The organism is Paraburkholderia sp. J7 (genome assembly GCF_905220155.1).
Classification (GTDB): Bacteria; Pseudomonadota; Gammaproteobacteria; order Burkholderiales; family Burkholderiaceae; genus Paraburkholderia.
In genome coordinates, this window is the sequence record NZ_CAJMYZ010000023.1 from 64,162 (window position 1) to 81,382 (window position 17,221).

The 17,221-nt window shown below is 66.8% G+C and carries 15 protein-coding genes and 1 pseudogene; 6 read left to right on the forward strand and 10 right to left on the reverse strand.

Annotated elements, in window-relative coordinates; all coding sequences use genetic code 11:
* Window positions 1-27: 27 nt before the first annotated feature.
* The 10 genes and pseudogenes from kdpE to U5A58_RS31355 all read right to left on the reverse strand — a co-directional run bounded on the left by kdpE (window position 28) and on the right by U5A58_RS31355 (window position 11,173).
* The gene (gene kdpE / locus U5A58_RS31310) at window positions 28-726 is read right to left on the reverse strand and encodes a two-component system response regulator KdpE (RefSeq protein WP_321914688.1); all 699 of its coding nucleotides are present in this window, start codon (window positions 724-726) and stop codon (window positions 28-30) included.
* Window positions 719-3,682, reverse strand: a complete 2,964-nt coding sequence (locus U5A58_RS31315) for a sensor histidine kinase KdpD (RefSeq protein WP_321964313.1) — start codon at window positions 3,680-3,682, stop codon at window positions 719-721. The genes kdpE and U5A58_RS31315 overlap by 8 nt, the downstream gene beginning before the upstream one ends.
* A 133-nt stretch (window positions 3,683-3,815) precedes the next feature.
* The gene (gene kdpC / locus U5A58_RS31320; protein ID WP_321964314.1) at window positions 3,816-4,394 is read right to left on the reverse strand and encodes a potassium-transporting ATPase subunit KdpC; all 579 of its coding nucleotides are present in this window, start codon (window positions 4,392-4,394) and stop codon (window positions 3,816-3,818) included.
* Window positions 4,395-4,434: 40 nt separating this feature from the next.
* On the reverse strand, window positions 4,435-6,519 hold the full coding sequence (gene kdpB, locus U5A58_RS31325) for a potassium-transporting ATPase subunit KdpB (RefSeq protein ID WP_321964315.1): 2,085 nt from the start codon (window positions 6,517-6,519) through the stop codon (window positions 4,435-4,437).
* A gap of 32 nt (window positions 6,520-6,551) precedes the next feature.
* Window positions 6,552-8,358, reverse strand: a pseudogene (gene kdpA, locus U5A58_RS31330) (potassium-transporting ATPase subunit KdpA).
* Window positions 8,355-8,447, reverse strand: coding sequence for a K(+)-transporting ATPase subunit F (kdpF, locus tag U5A58_RS31335; protein WP_027819619.1), 93 nt, complete (start codon window positions 8,445-8,447; stop codon window positions 8,355-8,357). The pseudogene kdpA and the gene kdpF overlap by 4 nt, the downstream one beginning before the upstream one ends.
* Entirely contained in the window at window positions 8,444-8,566 is a 123-nt protein-coding gene (locus U5A58_RS31340) for a potassium ABC transporter ATPase (RefSeq protein ID WP_069265305.1), read from the reverse strand. Before U5A58_RS31340 ends, kdpF begins: the two co-directional genes overlap by 4 nt.
* 277 nt (window positions 8,567-8,843) lie before the next feature.
* Window positions 8,844-9,818 (reverse strand): quinone oxidoreductase, encoded by a 975-nt coding sequence (locus U5A58_RS31345; protein ID WP_321914693.1) that lies wholly within the window; start codon window positions 9,816-9,818, stop codon window positions 8,844-8,846.
* Window positions 9,819-9,908: 90 nt separating this feature from the next.
* Window positions 9,909-10,298: a methylglyoxal synthase gene (locus U5A58_RS31350; protein ID WP_321914694.1), complete on the reverse strand. Its 390-nt coding sequence runs from the start codon at window positions 10,296-10,298 to the stop codon at window positions 9,909-9,911.
* A gap of 95 nt (window positions 10,299-10,393) precedes the next feature.
* Window positions 10,394-11,173 (reverse strand): SDR family oxidoreductase, encoded by a 780-nt coding sequence (locus U5A58_RS31355; protein WP_321964316.1) that lies wholly within the window; start codon window positions 11,171-11,173, stop codon window positions 10,394-10,396.
* A gap of 373 nt (window positions 11,174-11,546) precedes the next feature.
* Here U5A58_RS31355 and upp point away from each other — a divergent pair, with 373 nt between their 5' ends.
* From upp to rsfS, 6 genes are all read left to right on the forward strand, one after another.
* Window positions 11,547-12,197, forward strand: coding sequence for a uracil phosphoribosyltransferase (upp, locus tag U5A58_RS31360; RefSeq protein ID WP_158757360.1), 651 nt, complete (start codon window positions 11,547-11,549; stop codon window positions 12,195-12,197).
* A 388-nt stretch (window positions 12,198-12,585) separates the two neighbouring features.
* Window positions 12,586-13,314, forward strand: a complete 729-nt coding sequence (locus U5A58_RS31365; RefSeq protein ID WP_112174299.1) for a YebC/PmpR family DNA-binding transcriptional regulator — start codon at window positions 12,586-12,588, stop codon at window positions 13,312-13,314.
* Window positions 13,315-13,449: 135 nt separating this feature from the next.
* Entirely contained in the window at window positions 13,450-14,724 is a 1,275-nt protein-coding gene (gene purD, locus U5A58_RS31370; RefSeq protein ID WP_321964317.1) for a phosphoribosylamine--glycine ligase, read from the forward strand.
* A gap of 337 nt (window positions 14,725-15,061) precedes the next feature.
* Window positions 15,062-15,997 carry an oxygen-dependent coproporphyrinogen oxidase gene (gene hemF / locus U5A58_RS31375; protein ID WP_321936831.1) on the forward strand — a complete coding sequence of 312 codons (936 nt, stop codon included), beginning with the start codon at window positions 15,062-15,064 and terminating at the stop codon, window positions 15,995-15,997.
* Window positions 15,998-16,001: 4 nt separating this feature from the next.
* A complete protein-coding gene (locus U5A58_RS31380) occupies window positions 16,002-16,718 on the forward strand; it encodes a nicotinate-nucleotide adenylyltransferase (RefSeq protein ID WP_321964318.1) in 717 nt (238 codons plus the stop codon).
* A 2-nt stretch (window positions 16,719-16,720) separates the two neighbouring features.
* The gene (gene rsfS / locus U5A58_RS31385; RefSeq protein ID WP_321964319.1) at window positions 16,721-17,188 is read left to right on the forward strand and encodes a ribosome silencing factor; all 468 of its coding nucleotides are present in this window, start codon (window positions 16,721-16,723) and stop codon (window positions 17,186-17,188) included.
* The last annotated feature ends 33 nt before the right edge of the window (window positions 17,189-17,221 follow it).

Here is a 17,221-nt window from a genome sequence, read left to right on the forward strand (position 1 = left end):
TAATTATAGCACCAGCTCGGTGCAGGCTCACTGCACGCCGACCAGCCGATACCCCACGCCTGTCTCCGTGACGATGTGCTCGGGCTGCGCGGGATCGCGCTCCAATTTCTGCCGCAGATGCGCCATATAGATCCGCAGGTAGTGGCTGCTCTCCACATGCGACGGCCCCCATACCTCGCGCAGCAGCTGCCGGTGCGTCAGCACGCGCCCCGCGTCGCGCACGAGCGTGGCGAGCAGGCGGTACTCGATAGGCGTGAGATGTACGGGCGCGCCTTCGCGCGTCACCTGGCGCAGCGCGAGGTCGACGTTCACCGCGCCGAAACTCACCTGCGGCGCCTCGTTCGCCCCGCCGCGGTTGCGCCTGCGCAACTGCGCCCGGATGCGCGCAAGCAACTCGGACACGCCGAACGGCTTGGTCAGGTAGTCGTCGGCGCCAGCGTCGAGTGCGGCCACCTTCTCGCTTTCCTGGGTGCGCGCCGAAAGCACGATGACGGGCAGGTCGCTCCAGCCGCGCAGCTCGCGGATCACGTCGAGGCCGTCGGTGTCGGGCAGGCCCAGATCGACGATCACGAGGTCGGGCTTGCGCGTGGCGGCCTCGACGAGGCCCTGCTTGCCGGTCTCGGCGTCGTGCACCACGAAGCCCTCGCCCTCCAGCGTGGCGCGCACGAATCGGCGAATCTGTTTTTCGTCTTCGATCAGAACAACGGCGATGCTCGGGTCACTCATTTGCGGGTTTGGGATCGAAGGTTTTTTCGGGGGCGGCCATCCGTGGGACGGCCATCCGTGGGGCCGGTTCGCCGCTGACGGGTTCAGTCGCGCTCGCGCGTTGCGCGTCGCCGGACGGCTCAAGCGGCTCAAGCGGCTCCAGCGGATCGAGCGCTTCATGCATCTCCGACGTATCGTTCACATCGGCGGGCAGCGGCGGCGGCGACTCCACGGGCAGCGCGAACCAGAACGTCGCGCCTTCCACATGGCCGTCGGCGACGACGCGATTAGCCGCGCCGATTGTACCCCCGTGCGCTTCGACGATCGCCCGGCAGATGGCGAGTCCGAGCCCGATACCGGGCTTGGCCGATTCCTTCTCGCCGCGCGTGAACTTCTCGAACACACGCTCGCCCATGCCGGGCGGCAAACCCGGCCCGTTGTCCTCGATGGACACGCGCACGAACGGCTGGCCGCCCTCCTCCACGCGGCGCGCCGCGATGACGAGCGGCGTGTCGGCGGGCGTGTACTTGGCCGCGTTCTCCAGCAGGTTCGAAAAGAGCCGCTCCATCAGCACGGCGTCGAGCTGGAGCAGCGGCAAGCCCTCCTCCAGCTTCACCTGGACCGGGTGCCGCGCAAGCACGCGGCGGCAAGCGGCGAGCGCCGCGCCCACGGTTTCCTCGAGCAACGTCCATTGTCGATTGAGCTTGAGGCTACCGGCCTGCAAGCGCGCCATGTCGAGCAGATTCGTGACGATGCCCGTCATGCGCAGCGCCTCGTCGTGAATTGCCTCGATCAACTCGCCCGAGCGGGGATCTTGCGCCTCCTCGGGCTCATGCGTTTGCGCGAGCATCGACGAGAAGCCAACGATCGCCGTGAGCGGCGTGCGCAGGTCGTGCGAAATGGCCGAGAGCAGCGAGTTGCGCAGGCGCTCCGACTCCATGTTGACGAGCGCGTCGCGCGCGATGTCCACGTAGTGCACGCGCTCGAGCGCGAGCGCGATTTGCGCGGCGAACGCGTCGAGCATGCGCTGCTGCTCGGGCACCTGCAGCTCGCGCGCGTCGCGCGTCACGACCGCGAGCACGCCGCGCGTGCGCATTGGCGCCTTGAGCGGCAAGTAGCGCGCAGCCGTGGCCGGCAGCGTATCGGTGCCGTGGCCTGCTGGCTTTTGCTGGTCGTACACCCACTGGCCCACGTCGATGTCGAGGTTTCCGGCGTCGAGCATGATCTTCGGATCGGGCTCTTCGATCTTCTGCTGCACCTTGTCGGCGCTATCGGGCAACAGCAGCGCCACGCGCGCGCCAAACACCTCGCTCACGTGACGGCTGCCGATCGCCACGATCTGCTCCGTGGTGAGCGCCGCGGCCAGCTCGCGCGCCATCGCGTACATCGCGCCCGTGCGCTGTTCGCGCCGCTGCGCAACGCTCGCCTCGCGGCGCAGGCTCGACGTGAGATGGCTGATGACGAGCGAAGTGAGCAGCATGCCGACGAAGGTCAGCAGATATTGCGTGTCCGTTACCGAGAACGACATGCGCGGCGGCACGAAGAAAAAGTCGTACGCCGCGACGCTCGCAAACGAAAGCATGACGCCCGGCCCGCGCCCGAGCTTCGTCGCCGCGAAGATCACGCCGAGCAGATACAGCATGACGAGATTCGCAAGGTCGATGCGGTCGATCAGCTGGCTAGCGACGAGCGTCACGCATGCGCAGATCACGAGCGCGGCCGCATATGCGCGCGGCGGCGAGCGCTCGGCCCCGCCCGCCGCGAGCGCCTCGCGCCATGCGTTGGCGGCGCGTGTTGCGGCGCTGACCGCGCCTGGCTCACTGCCCGAGCGCACCGCGTCGCCCGCACTCGCGCGCACGAGCGTGAGATCGACGTCGCCGGCCTTTTCGGCCAGGCGCTCGCCGAACGGGCGCTTCACCCAGCGCGAAAAACCCGTGCGCAACGAGCCGCCCGCCACGAGCTTCGATACATTGCGCAGCCGCGCGTAGCCGACGAGTGTCGTCGCGGCGTCCTCGCCCGCGAGCGTCGCCGTTTCGGCGCCGAGTTCGGAGGCGAGCTTGAGCGCGCCGAGCGTGCGCTCGCGCGTCGCGTCGGGCAAACGCTGGAGCTTCGGCGTTTCCACATACACGGCGATCCAGTCCGCTTTCAGGCTCGCGGCGAGTCTTGCGGCGGCGCGCACCAGCGCGCTCGCCTCGGGCCCCGGCCCCACGCAGACGACCAGGCGCTCGCGCGCCTGCCAGACGTGCTGGATCGAACGGTCGGCACGATACTCGCGCATCTGCGCGTCCACGCGGTCGGCCGTGCGGCGCAGCGCCAGCTCGCGCAGCGCGATCAGGTTGCCCTTGCGAAAGAAGTTGCGCACCGCGCGCTCGGCCTGCGCCGGCATGTAGACCTTGCCGTCGCGCATGCGGTCGAGCAGTTCTTCGGCGGGCAGGTCGACGAGCGTGACTTCGTCGGCGCGGTCGAACACGCGGTCGGGCACGGTCTCCCACACGCGAATACCGGTGATTTGCCCCACCACGTCGTTGAGGCTTTCGAGGTGTTGCACATTGACGGTCGTGTAGACGTCGATGCCCGCGTCGAGCAGCTCGTACACGTCCTGCCAGCGCTTCATGTGACGCGCGCCGGCCACGTTCGAATGGGCAAGCTCGTCGACGAGCACGAGTTGCGGTTTGCGCTCGAGCGCGGCGTCGAGATCGAATTCTTCGAGCAGACGCCCGCGGTAGGCAATGCGCTGACGCGGCATGACGTCGAGGCCGGCGGTGAGCGCGGCGGTCTCGCTGCGGCCATGCGTCTCGACGATGCCGACCACCACATCCACGCCTTCCTCGGCGCGGCGGCGCGCAGCCTGCAGCATTGCATAGGTCTTGCCGACGCCTGCCGACGCGCCGAAAAAAATCTTCAGCTTGCCACGGCGGCGTTTTTCTTCGTCGCGCTGCAGCCGGTCGAGCAGTTCGTCGGGATCGGGGCGGTTCATGCGGAAGTCGGAGTGGAATTCACGTGGATTGCACCTGGGGCACCAAAGATCGTCTCACCGTGGCACGAAAATGGCAAACCGCACGCTCGACGCACAAGGCATCGAGCGTGCGTTGCGACGTGGCAATCGTCGCTCAACCAACCTCTTTGCCGTCGAGCGCGAGGTTCAGCTCGAGTACGTTCACGCGCGACTCGCCGAACAGGCCAAACTGACGGCCCTTCGTGTAGCGGTCCACGAGCGCCTGTACGTCGTTTGCGCTCAGGTGGCGTGCCTGCGCCACGCGCGCCACCTGGTAGGCGGCGGCAGCCGGCGAGATCTCCGGGTCGAGGCCGCTGCCCGATGACGTCACGAGGTCGGCGGGAATGGGCTGCGAGACATCGGTGCCCGCGGCCTTCAAGGCGTCGATGCGGCCTTTGATCTCGTCGGCGAGCGCCGGGTTGGTCGGCCCGAGGTTCGAGGCGCCCGAACCCGTCGCGTTGTACGGCATCGGCGAGGTGGCCGAGAGACGGCCCCAGAAGTACTGGGGCGCATCGAACTGCTGGCCGATGAGCGCGCTGCCCACCACCTTGCCGTCGACTTCGACCAGGCTGCCGTTAGCCTGACGGTGGAACGCGGCCTGGCCGAATGCGGTCATCACGGCCGGATACACGAGGCCGGTGATGACCGTCAGCACGGCGAAGATCACGATCAGAGGACGAAACTGCGATTTCATTTTGGCTTCCTATGTATCTATCCGTGTCTATCCAGACGGCTCAAACCCAGCCGAATGCGGCAAGCGCCATGTCGATCAGCTTGATGCACGGGAACGGCAGCAGGATGCCGCCGAGGCCGTAGACCAGCAGATTGCGGCGCAGCAGCGTCGCCGCGCCGAGCGGCCGGTACTTTACGCCCTTGAGCGCGAGCGGAATCAGCATCACGATGATGAGCGCGTTGAAGATCACCGCCGAGAGGATCGCCGACGAGGGCGACGTGAGGTGCATGACGTCGAGCACGCGCAGTTGCGGATACGTCGAAGCGAACGCCGCCGGGATGATCGCGAAGTACTTCGCGACGTCGTTGGCGATCGAGAAGGTCGTGAGCGAGCCGCGCGTCATGAGCATCTGCTTGCCGATCTCCACGATCTCGATGAGCTTGGTCGGGTTCGAATCGAGATCGACCATGTTGCCCGCTTCCTTCGCGGCCTGGGTGCCCGTGTTCATCGCCACGGCCACGTCGGCCTGCGCGAGCGCCGGGGCGTCGTTGGTGCCGTCGCCCGTCATTGCCACGAGCTTGCCTTGCGCCTGGTGCTCGCGGATCGTCGCGAGCTTGGTTTCGGGCGTGGCCTGTGCGAGGAAGTCGTCGACTCCGGCTTCGGCGGCGATCGCGGCGGCGGTCAGGCGGTTGTCGCCCGTCACCATCACGGTCTTGATGCCCATCTTGCGCAGCTCGGCGAAACGCTCCTTGATGCCGCCCTTCACCACGTCCTTCAGCTCGATCACGCCAAGCACGCGCGCGGTGCCGTCGTGCATTTCGGCCACCACGAGCGGCGTGCTGCCACGGCGAGCCACATCGTCCACGGCGTTATCGACTTCGCCGGGGAAACGGCCGCCGTGGGCTTCGACATAATGCTTCACCGCGTCGGCGGCGCCCTTGCGGATTTCGCGACCCGGCATGTCCACGCCGCTCATGCGCGTTTGCGCGCTGAACGCGAGGAACACGGCGTGCAGCGCGTGCATGTCGCGCTGGCGAATGTTGAAGCGCTGCTTCGCGAGCACGACGATGCTGCGGCCTTCCGGCGTTTCGTCGGCGAGCGACGACAGTTGCGCGGCGTCCGCGAGCGCTTCTTCGCTCACGCCCGGCGCGGGAATGAACGTCGAAGCCTGACGGTTGCCGAGCGTGATCGTGCCGGTCTTGTCGAGCAGCAGCACGTCCACGTCGCCAGCGGCCTCCACCGCGCGGCCCGAAGTCGCGATCACGTTGGCCTGCATCATGCGGCTCATGCCGGCCACGCCGATGGCCGAAAGCAGACCGCCAATGGTCGTCGGAATCAGACAGACGAGCAGCGCCACGAGCGCCGTGATCGTGACCACGTGGCCCATCTTCGCCGCTTCGACCGAGAACATCGAGAACGGCAGCAGCGTCGCGGTGGCGAGCAGCAGCACGATGGAGAGCGCAACGAGCAGGATCGTGAGCGCGATTTCATTGGGCGTCTTCTGGCGCTTCGCGCCTTCGACCATCGCGATCATGCGGTCGAGGAAGGCTTCACCGGGGTTCGCCGTCACGCGCACGACGATCCAGTCGGAGAGCACGCGCGTGCCGCCCGTCACCGAAGAAAAGTCGCCGCCCGACTCGCGGATCACCGGCGCCGATTCGCCCGTGATGGCCGATTCGTCCACCGATGCCACGCCTTCGATCACTTCGCCGTCCGCCGGAATCGTGTCGCCGGTCTCGACCAGCACCACGTCGCCGCGGCGCAGGTCGGAAGCCGTCATGATGCGGATCGGCGCCTTCGGATGCGGCTCGTTGAGCTTCTTGGCCATCACGTCTTTCTTGGCCTGGCGCAGCGATGCGGCCTGCGCCTTCGAACGCCCTTCGGCGAGCGCTTCCGCGAAGTTCGCGAACAGCACTGTGAACCACAGCCACAGCGCGACCGCGAGGATGAAACCCGCGGGCGCTTCGGCCTGGCCCACGAGCGCCGCAATCCAGAGGATCGTCGTGAGCACGCTGCCCACGTACACGCAGAACATCACCGGGTTGCGCAACTGCGTGCGCGGGTTGAGTTTTCGGAATGAGTCCACGACAGCCGGACGCACCAGCGCCGGATCGAACATGGACCGAGTTGCACTATGCTGATTCATTTTCGTTTCGCTCATGTTGCGAAGGCCCCCGTTCAATGCACGCCCATCATGATCAGATGCTCGACGCCGGGACCGAGCGCGAGCGCGGGCACATACGTGAGCGCGCCGACCAGCAGCACCGTGCCGAGCAGCAGCACGACGAAGAGCGGGCCGTGCGTAGGCAGCGTGCCGCCCGTCACCGCAATGCGCTTCTTGCTCGCCAGCGACCCCGCGATGGCGAGCACCGGGATGATCGTGCCGAAGCGGCCGAACCACATCGCAATGGCGAGCAGCCAGTTGTAGAACGGCGTGCTCACGGTCAGGCCGGCGAATGCGCTGCCGTTGTTGTTGGCGGCCGAGCTGAACGCATACAGGATCTCGGAGAAACCGTGCGCACCAGGATTGGCGATACCGGCCTTGCCCGCCTCCGAGAGCACGGCGATCGAGGTGCCGAGCAGCACGAGCAACGGCGTGAGCAGCACGACGATCGACACCATCTTCATCTCGAACGACTCGATCTTCTTGCCGACGTATTCCGGCGTGCGGCCGATCATGAGCCCCGCCACGAACACCGCGAGCAACGCGAACACGAGCATGCCGTAGAGACCCGAACCGACACCGCCGAAGATCACTTCGCCAAGCTGGATGAAGAGCATCGGGACCAGGCCGCCGAGCGGCGTGAGCGAGTCGTGCGCCGCGTTCACGGCGCCGCACGAGGCGGCCGTGGTGGCGACGACGAAGATGCCCGTTTGCGCGATACCGAAGCGCGTCTCCTTGCCTTCCATGTTGCCGCCCGCCTGCAGCGCGCTTGCGTGCTGGTCGACGTTGAGCGACGTGAACATCGGATTGCCCGCCTGCTCGGCGGACAACACGCCGCCCACGGCCACGGCGAACGCGACCGTCATCACCGCGAGCACGGCCACGCCCTGCCTGCGGTCGCCGACCACGTTGCCGAACACGAGGCACAGCGCAGCCGGAATGATCAGGATCGCCAACATTTCGATGACGTTCGAGACCGGCGTGGGGTTCTCGTACGGATGCGCCGAGTTCGCATTGAAGAAGCCGCCGCCGTTGGTCCCGAGCATCTTGATCGCGACCTGCGAGGCGACCGGGCCCATGGCGAGCGTTTGCGACGTGACCTTCGTGTCGGCCGTTTCGGGATTGCCCTTCGCGTCCTTCACCGGGTTGCCCTGGGCGTCGAGCTTCGGCGCGGCGTAGGTCGTGGTTTGCAGCACCGGCACGTCCTGATACGCCTTGAAGTTCTGGATCATGCCCTGGCTCATCAGGAGCGCGGCGACGATCGCCGCCATCGGCACGAGAATGTAGAGCGTCGTGCGCGTGAGGTCGACCCAGAAGTTGCCGATGGTCTGCACCGAGTGGCGTGCAAAGCCGCGAATCAACGCAATCACGACGACGATGCCCGTTCGCCGCCGAAAGGAAGTTCTGCACGGTCAGACCGAGCATCTGCGTGAGATAGCTCACCGTTTGCTCGGGCGAGTAGTCCTGCCAGTTGGTGTTGGTGACGAAGCTCACGGCCGTGTTGAACGCGCCGTCCACCGTCATCGGGCCGAACTGCTGCGGGTTGCCAGGCAGCCAGCCCTGAATGCGCAGCAGCGCATAAAGAAAGCCCACGCCGAGCACGTTGAACGAGATGGTGGCGAGCGCATAGCGCTTCCAGTTCATCTCGGACTGCGGATCGACGCCCGCTACGCGATAGAGCAGGTTTTCGAGCGGCGCGAACAGGCGCACGACGCGCGAGCGCCCGTCGAGCACGCGCGTCATGTAGCCCGAGACAGGCACCGCGAGCGCGAGCAGGATGACGATGAAAAGCCCCGCCTGGAGCAGAGTGTTGCCGTTCATTCGATATCCTCCGCGCGCAGCAGCGCATGGACGAGATAGACGAACAGCAACAGCGTTGCCGCCCCCGATAGCCAGAAGATCCAGGTCATGGCCGCACCCCCTTCGCACCTTGATCGCGGCGGTACTGCATCAGCTTCTCGCAGCCTGCGATCAACGCGTATGTGAGCGCGGCGAAAACCACCAGCCCCCCGATATACAGCACATCCATTGTCGTGTTCTCCATTCGCGGATGACGGATGGCTGAAAGTTACCCGCTACGGCATTAAATCCGGATCAAAGGTTTTGGCGCGCGTATAAAAAACGCGTAAACGCGGGAGGCGAACGCGGGCGGGCGCGGAAAAGAAAAAAGGCGCGCAACATTGGCGTTGCGCGCCTTTTGGGTCTGGGTAACGGCGTAAAGAAGCGAAAAGGAACGAAATGGTCGAGTCAATACGCCGGCGCCGATGGCTCGTGCCATGCGACGCAACGGTGCATCAATTTTTACGTCACGGAATCAGGACGGTCGACCCCGTGGTCTTGCGCGCTTCGAGATCGGCGTGAGCCTGGCCGACGTCCTTGAGTGCGTAGCGCTGGTTGATCGACGTCTTGACCTTGCCCGAAGCGACCACGTCGAACAGTTCGGCGGACATCGCTTCGTAGTCGGCGCGCTTCGCGATATACGTGAAGAGCGTCGGGCGCGTGAAGAACAACGAGCCGCGCCCCGCGAACTCCGACGAATCGATCGGCGGCAGCGGTCCCGACGCATTGCCGAAGCTCACGAACAAGCCGAGCGGCGCGAGGCAATCGAGCGATTTCGTGTAGGTGTCCTTGCCGATCGAGTCGTACACAACGGGCACGCCCGCGCCGTTCGTGATCTCGCGCACGCGGGCGGTGAAGTCCTCGCGCGTGTAGACAATCGGATGGTCGCAGCCGTGCGCCTTCGCGATCTCGGCCTTTTCGTCCGAGCCCACGGTGCCGATCACGGTCGCACCCAGCGCCTTTGCCCACTGGCACACGAGCAGGCCCACGCCGCCCGCCGCCGCCTGGATGAGGATCGTGTCGCCGGCCTTCACGCGATACGTGCGGCGCAGCAGGTATTGCGCCGTGAGGCCCTGCAGCATGATCGAGGCCGCCGCTTCGTCGCTGATCGCGTCGGGCAGCTTGATCACCTGGTCGGCGCGCAGCACGCGCTCCTGCGCGTAGGCACCGGGCGGACGCGCGACGTACGCCACGCGGTCGCCCACCTTCAGCGCGCTCACTCCTTGCCCCACCGCCGTCACCTCGCCGGCCGCCTCCATGCCGAGCCCGGCCGGCAGCGGCTGCGGATAGAGACCTGTGCGGAAATACACGTCGATGTAGTTGAGGCCGCACGCGCTCTGGCGCAAACGCACCTCGCCCTCGCCGGGCTCGCCCACGTCGACGTCCACCCACTTCATTACTTCGGGGCCGCCGGCTTTGTCGTATCGGATTGCCTTGGTCATCACGTCTCCTTGGTGTTGTCCTGGCTAGCTCTTATCCACCTGCATGGCGCGGCGCGCCCGCGCGGGTCGGACCGCGAATCAGACCACAAATCAGGCCGCGTTTTTCTGGCGCAGCGTGAGCACGTCGAGGAGCATGCGCGCCGTCGAGATATTCGTCGCGCACGGCACGTCGTGCACGTCGCACGCGCGCACGAGCGCGTTGATGTCGGGTTCGTGCGGCTGCGGCGTCATCGGATCACGCAGGAAGATCACGATATCGACGTTGCCTTCCGCAAGCCGCGCGCCGATCTGCAGGTCGCCGCCGTGCGGGCCCGACAGCATGCGCTCGACGTTGATGCCCGTCGCGGCCTCGATGCGCGAGCCGGTCGTGCCGGTCGCGATGATCTCGCAGTGGCGCAGCGTCTCGACGTACTCGCTCGCGAGTTTGACGATGTCGTCCTTCTTGTGGTCGTGCGCGATCAGTGCGACGCGGGTTGGCATGGCGTAAGTCTCCTTGACGTATGGGTTGCGTGCTTGATAGTCGTAATGCGTGTGGTGACGCGGCGCGAGGGCGCCGCGGCTGCCCGGAAGCTGACTCAGTAGGTGCCCGGATAAGCCCCACCGTCGATCAGCCAGTTCTGCCCGGTGATATAGCCCGCGTGCACGCTGCACAGGAATGCGCAGGCGCGCCCGAATTCGTCGGACGTACCGAAACGTCCGGCCGGAATTGCCTTCATGCGGCGCGCGCGCGCTTCATCTTCCGAAATATGGCTCGCCTTCGCCTGCGCGACGATGGTGGCCTGAATGCGGTCGGTGTCGAAGGCGCCCGGCAGCAAGTTGTTGATCGTGACGCCGGTGGCGGCGACCTGGCGCGCCACGCCCGCGACAAAGCCCGTCAGGCCCGAGCGCGCGCCGTTCGAGAGGCCGAGCACGTCGATCGGCGCCTTCACCGAGGAACTCGTGATGTTGACGATGCGCCCGAAGCCGCGCGCGATCATGGCGTCGATGGTGGACTGGATCAGCGCGATCGGGGTGAGCATGTTCGCTTCGAGCGCCGCGATCCACGCCTCGTGCGTGTACGTGCGGAAGTCGCCCGGCGGCGGCCCGCCCGCGTTGTTCACGAGGATGTCGGGCGACGGGCAAGCGGCGAGCGCGGCGGCGCGGCCGGCTTCCGTGGTGATGTCGCAAGCCACGGCCTTGACGTCCACGCCTGTGCTCTTGCGGATATGCGCGGCGGTTTCCTCCAGCGTCTGCGCGGTGCGCGCGACGATCGTCACGTTGACGCCTTCGGCGGCGAGCGCCTCGGCGCAGCCGCGCCCCAGTCCCTTGCTGGCCGCGCACACCAGTGCGTTGCGTCCTGCGATGCCCATGTCCATTGTTTTCGTGTCCTTTTTGCGTGGATGACCGTCGTGTGACAGGGCGGACACGGCCAGACCTTGCGCCGCCCGCCCCGCGACCTTTTTGGGATTCTAGAAGAATCGGGCGCGGCGCGTGGAAGGCCGATGGCGGCGAAGCGCGTCAGCCGTGCGCGAAGTGGCGTCGCAACGCGCCATGCGCGCGCCGGTACGCGCGTGCTTACCGTATACTTGCGGCTGTAGCGCGGCCCGGCGCCTTCGCAAGCCACGAGCGCTTGCCGCGCGCGGCGGGCCGTGCTCGCCGCAACCGTACAGCCCGGGCGCGCCGCGCCGGGCTCGCGCGGCAGCGGCACGACCGATTCCCCGATTCCCTTGCAGCCTTGTGCGCCCCGCCATGAAACAGGACAGCCGTTTCCCGAATCTCTTCATCCTCGATCACCCGCTGATCCAGCACAAGCTCACGCATATGCGCGACAAGGACACGTCCACGCGCACGTTCCGCGAGTTGCTGCGCGAGATCACGCTGCTGATGGGCTATGAAATCACGCGCGACCTGCCCGTCGCGTCGCGCCGCGTGAAGACGCCGCTGGTCGAAGTCGACGCGCCCGTGATCGCGGGCAAAAAGCTCGCCATCGTGCCGGTGCTGCGTGCGGGCGTGGGCATGTCCGACGGCCTGCTCGAGCTGGTGCCCTCCGCGCGCGTCGGCCATATCGGCGTTTACCGCGCCGACGACCATCGCCCGGTCGAATATCTCGTGCGCCTGCCCGACCTCGAGGACCGCACCTTCATCCTGTGCGATCCGATGGTCGCGACCGGCTACTCGGCGGCGCACGCGATCGACGTGCTCAAGCGCCGCGGCGTGCCCGGCGAGCGCATCCTGTTCCTTGCACTGGTGGCCGCGCCCGAAGGCGTGGACGTGTTCCAGAAGGCGCACCCGGACGTGAAACTCTACGTGGCTTCGCTCGACTCGCATCTGAACGAGCACGCCTACATCATTCCGGGCCTCGGCGACGCAGGCGACCGGCTGTTCGGCACGAAGAACTGACACCGGCAACACAGTTGCATAAGGGCGGCCGGCAAGACCGGCCGCCCTCCCCCGTTCCCTGCCTTCTGCGGACATCCCTGATCCCGCCCCCTATGTACCCTGCGCGGCCGGCGCAACCTGCCATCGCCTGACGCCCCGTCACGTAGGCAGGCGAAGCCGGACGGTCCCGGCGTGATAAAATTCAGATCCACCTGAACGGGCGCTGCGTCCCGTCCTGCCGGCACAGGCTGCCGCACAGGCTTTACGCGAGAAGTGCGAGAGAGGCGAGAGACGCGCGAAGCATCACGCGCGCCGCGCGAACGACGCACGAAGACCGCGCCCGGGAACATCGCAGCGACAACAGCACATTGCACACTGCACGCGCACGGCGCGTGAGACGGAGAAAGGTATGGCGGGTCATTCGAAATGGGCCAACATCAAGCACAAGAAGGCTGCTGCTGACGCGAAGCGCGGCAAGGTCTGGACGCGGCTCATCAAGGAAATCCAGGTCGCGGCGCGCATGGGCGGCGGCGACGCCGACACGAACCCGCGCCTGCGTCTGGCCGTCGACAAGGCGTACGACGCCAACATGCCCAAGGACAACATCAACCGCGCCATCCAGCGCGGCGTGGGTGGCGTCGACGGCGCGAACTACGAGGAAATCCGCTACGAAGGCTACGGCATCGGCGGCGCGGCCGTCATCGTCGACACGATGACCGACAACCGCACCCGCACGGTCGCCGAAGTGCGCCACGCGTTCTCGAAGTTCGGCGGCAACATGGGCACGGACGGCTCGGTGGCGTTCATGTTCGATCACGTCGGCCAGTTCGTGTTCGCGCCGGGCACGCCCGAGGACGAGCTCATGAACGCCGCGCTCGAAGCCGGCGCCGACGACGTCGTGACGAACGAAGACGGCTCGATCGAAGTGGTCTGCCCGCCGTTCGACTTCACGAAGGTCAAGACCGCGCTCGAAGCCGCGGGCTTCAAGGCGGAAATGGCCGAAGTCACCATGAAGCCGCAAAACGAGGTCGAATTCACGGGCGACGACGCCGTGAAGATGCAAAAGCTGCTCGACGCCCTCGAAAACCTGGACGATGTCCAGGACGTGTACACCAACGCGTCGATCGCCGAGGAATAAGGCGTCGGCCCGGGAGGCCGCGCATGGGCGCCGCTTAGGCCCCGCTCACGCCCCGCCTCCTGCAAGCGATTTTCACGGCCGGCGCACTGTGCGCCGGCCGCAACTGTTTCTGGTCTTGGTCTTTCGGGGATTCTCATGAAGTTACTCGTCGTCGGTTCTGGCGGCCGCGAACATGCGCTGGCGTGGAAGCTCGCGCAGGCGCCACGCGTGCAGCTCGTCTACGTCGCACCCGGTAACGGCGGCACCGCGCAGGACGAGCGGCTCGCCAACGTCGACATCACGGACATCCACGAGCTCGCCGATTTCGCCGAGCGCGAAGGCGTCGCCCTCACCGTGGTCGGCCCGGAAGCGCCGCTCGCCGCGGGCATCGTCAACGTGTTCCGCCAGCGCGGCCTGAAGGTGTTCGGCCCGTCGAAGGAAGCCGCGCAGCTCGAAAGCTCGAAGGACTTCGCCAAGGCGTTCATGAAGCGCCACAACATCCCGACCGCCGCGTACGAGACGTTCTCCGACGCGACGGCCGCACACGCCTACGTCGAGAAAAACGGCGCGCCCATCGTCATCAAGGCCGACGGCCTGGCTGCCGGCAAGGGCGTAGTCGTGGCGATGTCGCTGGAAGAAGCGCATCAGGCCATCGACATGATGCTCGCCGACAACAAGCTCGGCGACGCCGGTGCGCGCGTGGTGATCGAAGAGTTCCTGGCAGGCGAAGAAGCGAGCTTCATCGTCATGGTGGACGGCAAGCACGTGCTCGCGCTCGCCTCGAGCCAGGACCACAAGCGCCTGCAGGACGGCGACCAGGGCCCGAACACGGGCGGCATGGGCGCGTACTCGCCCGCGCCCATCGTCACGCCGCAGCTGCACGCGCGCGTGATGCGCGAAATCATCCTGCCGACCGTGGCGGGCATGGAGAAGGAAGGCATCCGCTACACGGGCTTCCTCTACGCCGGCCTGATGATCGACGCGCAGGGCAACCCGAAGACGCTCGAGTTCAACTGCCGCATGGGCGACCCCGAAACGCAGCCGATCATGGCGCGCCTGAAGGGCGACTTCTCGAAGGTCGTGGAGCACGCCATTGCCGGCACGCTCAACCAGGTCGAGCTCGAGTGGGACCGCCGCACGGCGCTCGGCGTCGTCCTCGCCGCCCACAACTATCCGGAGACGCCGCGCAAGGGCGACCGCATCAGCGACATCCCCGCCGAGACCGCCGATTCGGTTACGTTCCACGCGGGTACGCAGATGGTGGACGGCAAGCTCGTGACCTCGGGCGGCCGCGTGCTGTGCGTGGTCGGTCTCGCCGATTCGGTGCGCAGCGCGCAGAACGTCGCGTACGAAACCGTGAACCGCATCTCGTTCGACGGCATGCAGTATCGCAACGACATTGGCTATCGCGCCGCGGGGCGCAAGCAGTAAGCAGTGCTTGCCTGGGGCCGCGAGCATCGATGCGGCCCCGAATGCAGTGAATGGCCATGGGCAGCCACCTGGCTGCTCGCCGTAGCAACGCGCAACGGCGCGCTCACGGTTTTCGTCTGCCCGCTTATGCTCGCCGCAAAGCCGGCGAGCGCGAGCCAAACAGCGCAGCAGCCTGAGCGCGCCCGGCAGGCAGCCCACGATGGCGCCGGGCGTCGCGCCAATCGGCGCTACACTGCCGCTGTCAGGCCGCCCCAGGCGGTCTATCCGAATAGCCCAACGAGCAAGCCGACGAGTAACCCGATTCCAGCGCCAGTGCGCTGCCGTCCCCATTTCATCGATGACCGACTCCCCTAACAGCGCCTCCCCCGACAGCGCCGCCGTCCGCGCCTGGCTCGCCAGCCTGCAGACGCAGATCGCCGACACCCTCGGCGCCTTCGACGGCACGCCGTTCGCCACGGACAACTGGCAGCGCGGGCCCGGCGAGAAGCTGCGTGGAGGCGGTTGCACGCGCATCATCGAAGGCGGCCAGTTCTTCGAGCGCGGGGGTATCGGCTTTTCCGACGTTTCCGGCGACGCCCTGCCGCCCTCCGCCACGGCAGCGCGCCCGGAACTCAACGGCCGCGGCTTCGAGGCGATGGGCGTTTCGCTCGTGCTGCATCCGCGCAATCCGTATTGCCCGACGGTGCACATGAACGTGCGCATGCTGCTCGCCACCAAGGCAGGCGAGGCGCCGGTGTTCTGGTTTGGCGGCGGCATGGATCTCACGCCCTACTACGGCTTCGAGGAAGACGCGCAGCACTTCCACCGCGTCTGCCGCGACGCGCTCGCGCCCTATGGCGCGGACCTCTACCCGCGCTTCAAGCGTTGGTGCGACGACTACTTCTTCCTGAAGCACCGCAACGAAGCGCGCGGCGTGGGCGGCATTTTCTTCGACGACTACGCCACGGGCGGCTTCGACGAGGCGTTCGCGATGCTGCGCAGCGTGGGCGACGGTTTCCTGAAGGCGTATCTGCCGATCATCGAAAAACGGCGCGCCACGCCCTACGGCGAAGCCGAGCGCGAATTCCAGGCGTACCGGCGCGGGCGCTACGTCGAATTCAATCTGGTCTGGGACCGCGGCACGCATTTCGGCCTGCAAAGCGGCGGCCGCACAGAGTCGATCCTGATGTCGATGCCGCCGGGCGCGACCTGGCGCTACGACTGGCAGCCGCAGCCCGGCACACCGGAAGCGCGCCTCTACAGCGACTTCCTGCCCGTGCGCGACTGGGTCTGACGCCGTGACGCAAGCTTTCACTGCCCCGCCCAACGCGCTCGAGAGGCGCGTCGGGCTGCTCGGCGGCACCTTCGATCCGATCCACGAGGGCCATCTCGCGCTCGCGCGTCATTTTGCGCGCGTGCTGGGCCTGAACGAGCTGATCCTGCTGCCGGCCGGCCAGCCGTGGCAAAAGCCGGGTGTGACCGCAGCGCAGCATCGGCTCGCCATGACGCGCGCGGGCGCGGCGTCGCTCGCGTTGCCGGGCGTAACGGTGACGGTGGACGCCGACGAAATCGAGCACAACGGTCCGACCTACACGGTCGAAACGCTGCGCCGCTGGCGCGCAAAAAGCGAAAGCAACGGCACCGCCGCGCTCACGCTGCTAATGGGCGCCGATCAACTGCTGCACCTCGATTCCTGGCACGAATGGCGCGAGCTTTTCGCGCTCGCGCATCTGGGCGTGGCGAGCCGTCCGGGCTTCGACTTCGCGGCGCTGCCGCCCGAGGTCGCGCGCGAGGCCGCCGCGCGCCGCGCGAGCGCCGCCGCGCTTGCGGCAACGCCGCATGGCCACTTGCTGGTCGACGACACGCTCGCGCTCGACGTTTCGGCGACCGAAATCCGGCGCGACCTGCCGGCCTGCGTGGCGAGCGGGCAACGTCGCGGCACCGCCGCCGACAAGCTTCCCGCAGCCGTGTGGGACTATATCCTTCAACATCATCTCTATCTGCAACACGAGTAACTATGGACATCCGCAAACTTCAACGCGCCATCGTCGACGGTCTCGAAGACGTCAAGGCACAAGACATTCGCGTCTTCAACACGAGCCATCTGACCGAGCTGTTCGACCGCGTGGTCGTCGCGAGCGGCACCTCGAACCGCCAGACCAAGGCGCTCGCCAACAGCGTGCGCGAGAAAGTCAAGGAAGCCGGCGGCGACATCGTGAGCACCGAAGGCGAGGACATCGGCGAATGGGTGCTCGTGGATTGCGGCGACGCAGTGGTCCACATCCTCCAGCCCGCGCTGCGCCAGTACTACAACCTCGAGGAAATCTGGGGCGACAAGCCGGTGCGCGTGAAACTCGCGACCAACACCGGCTTCGTGGGCGCGCGCCCGAGCGAGCCGATGGACGACGAGGACGAAGACGAGGAAGCCGCGCCGGCCGTGAAGAAGCCCGCACGCAAGACTGCAGCGCGTAAGACCGCGAAGTAAGCGCAGCGCGCTTACGAACGCCAATCGTCACGC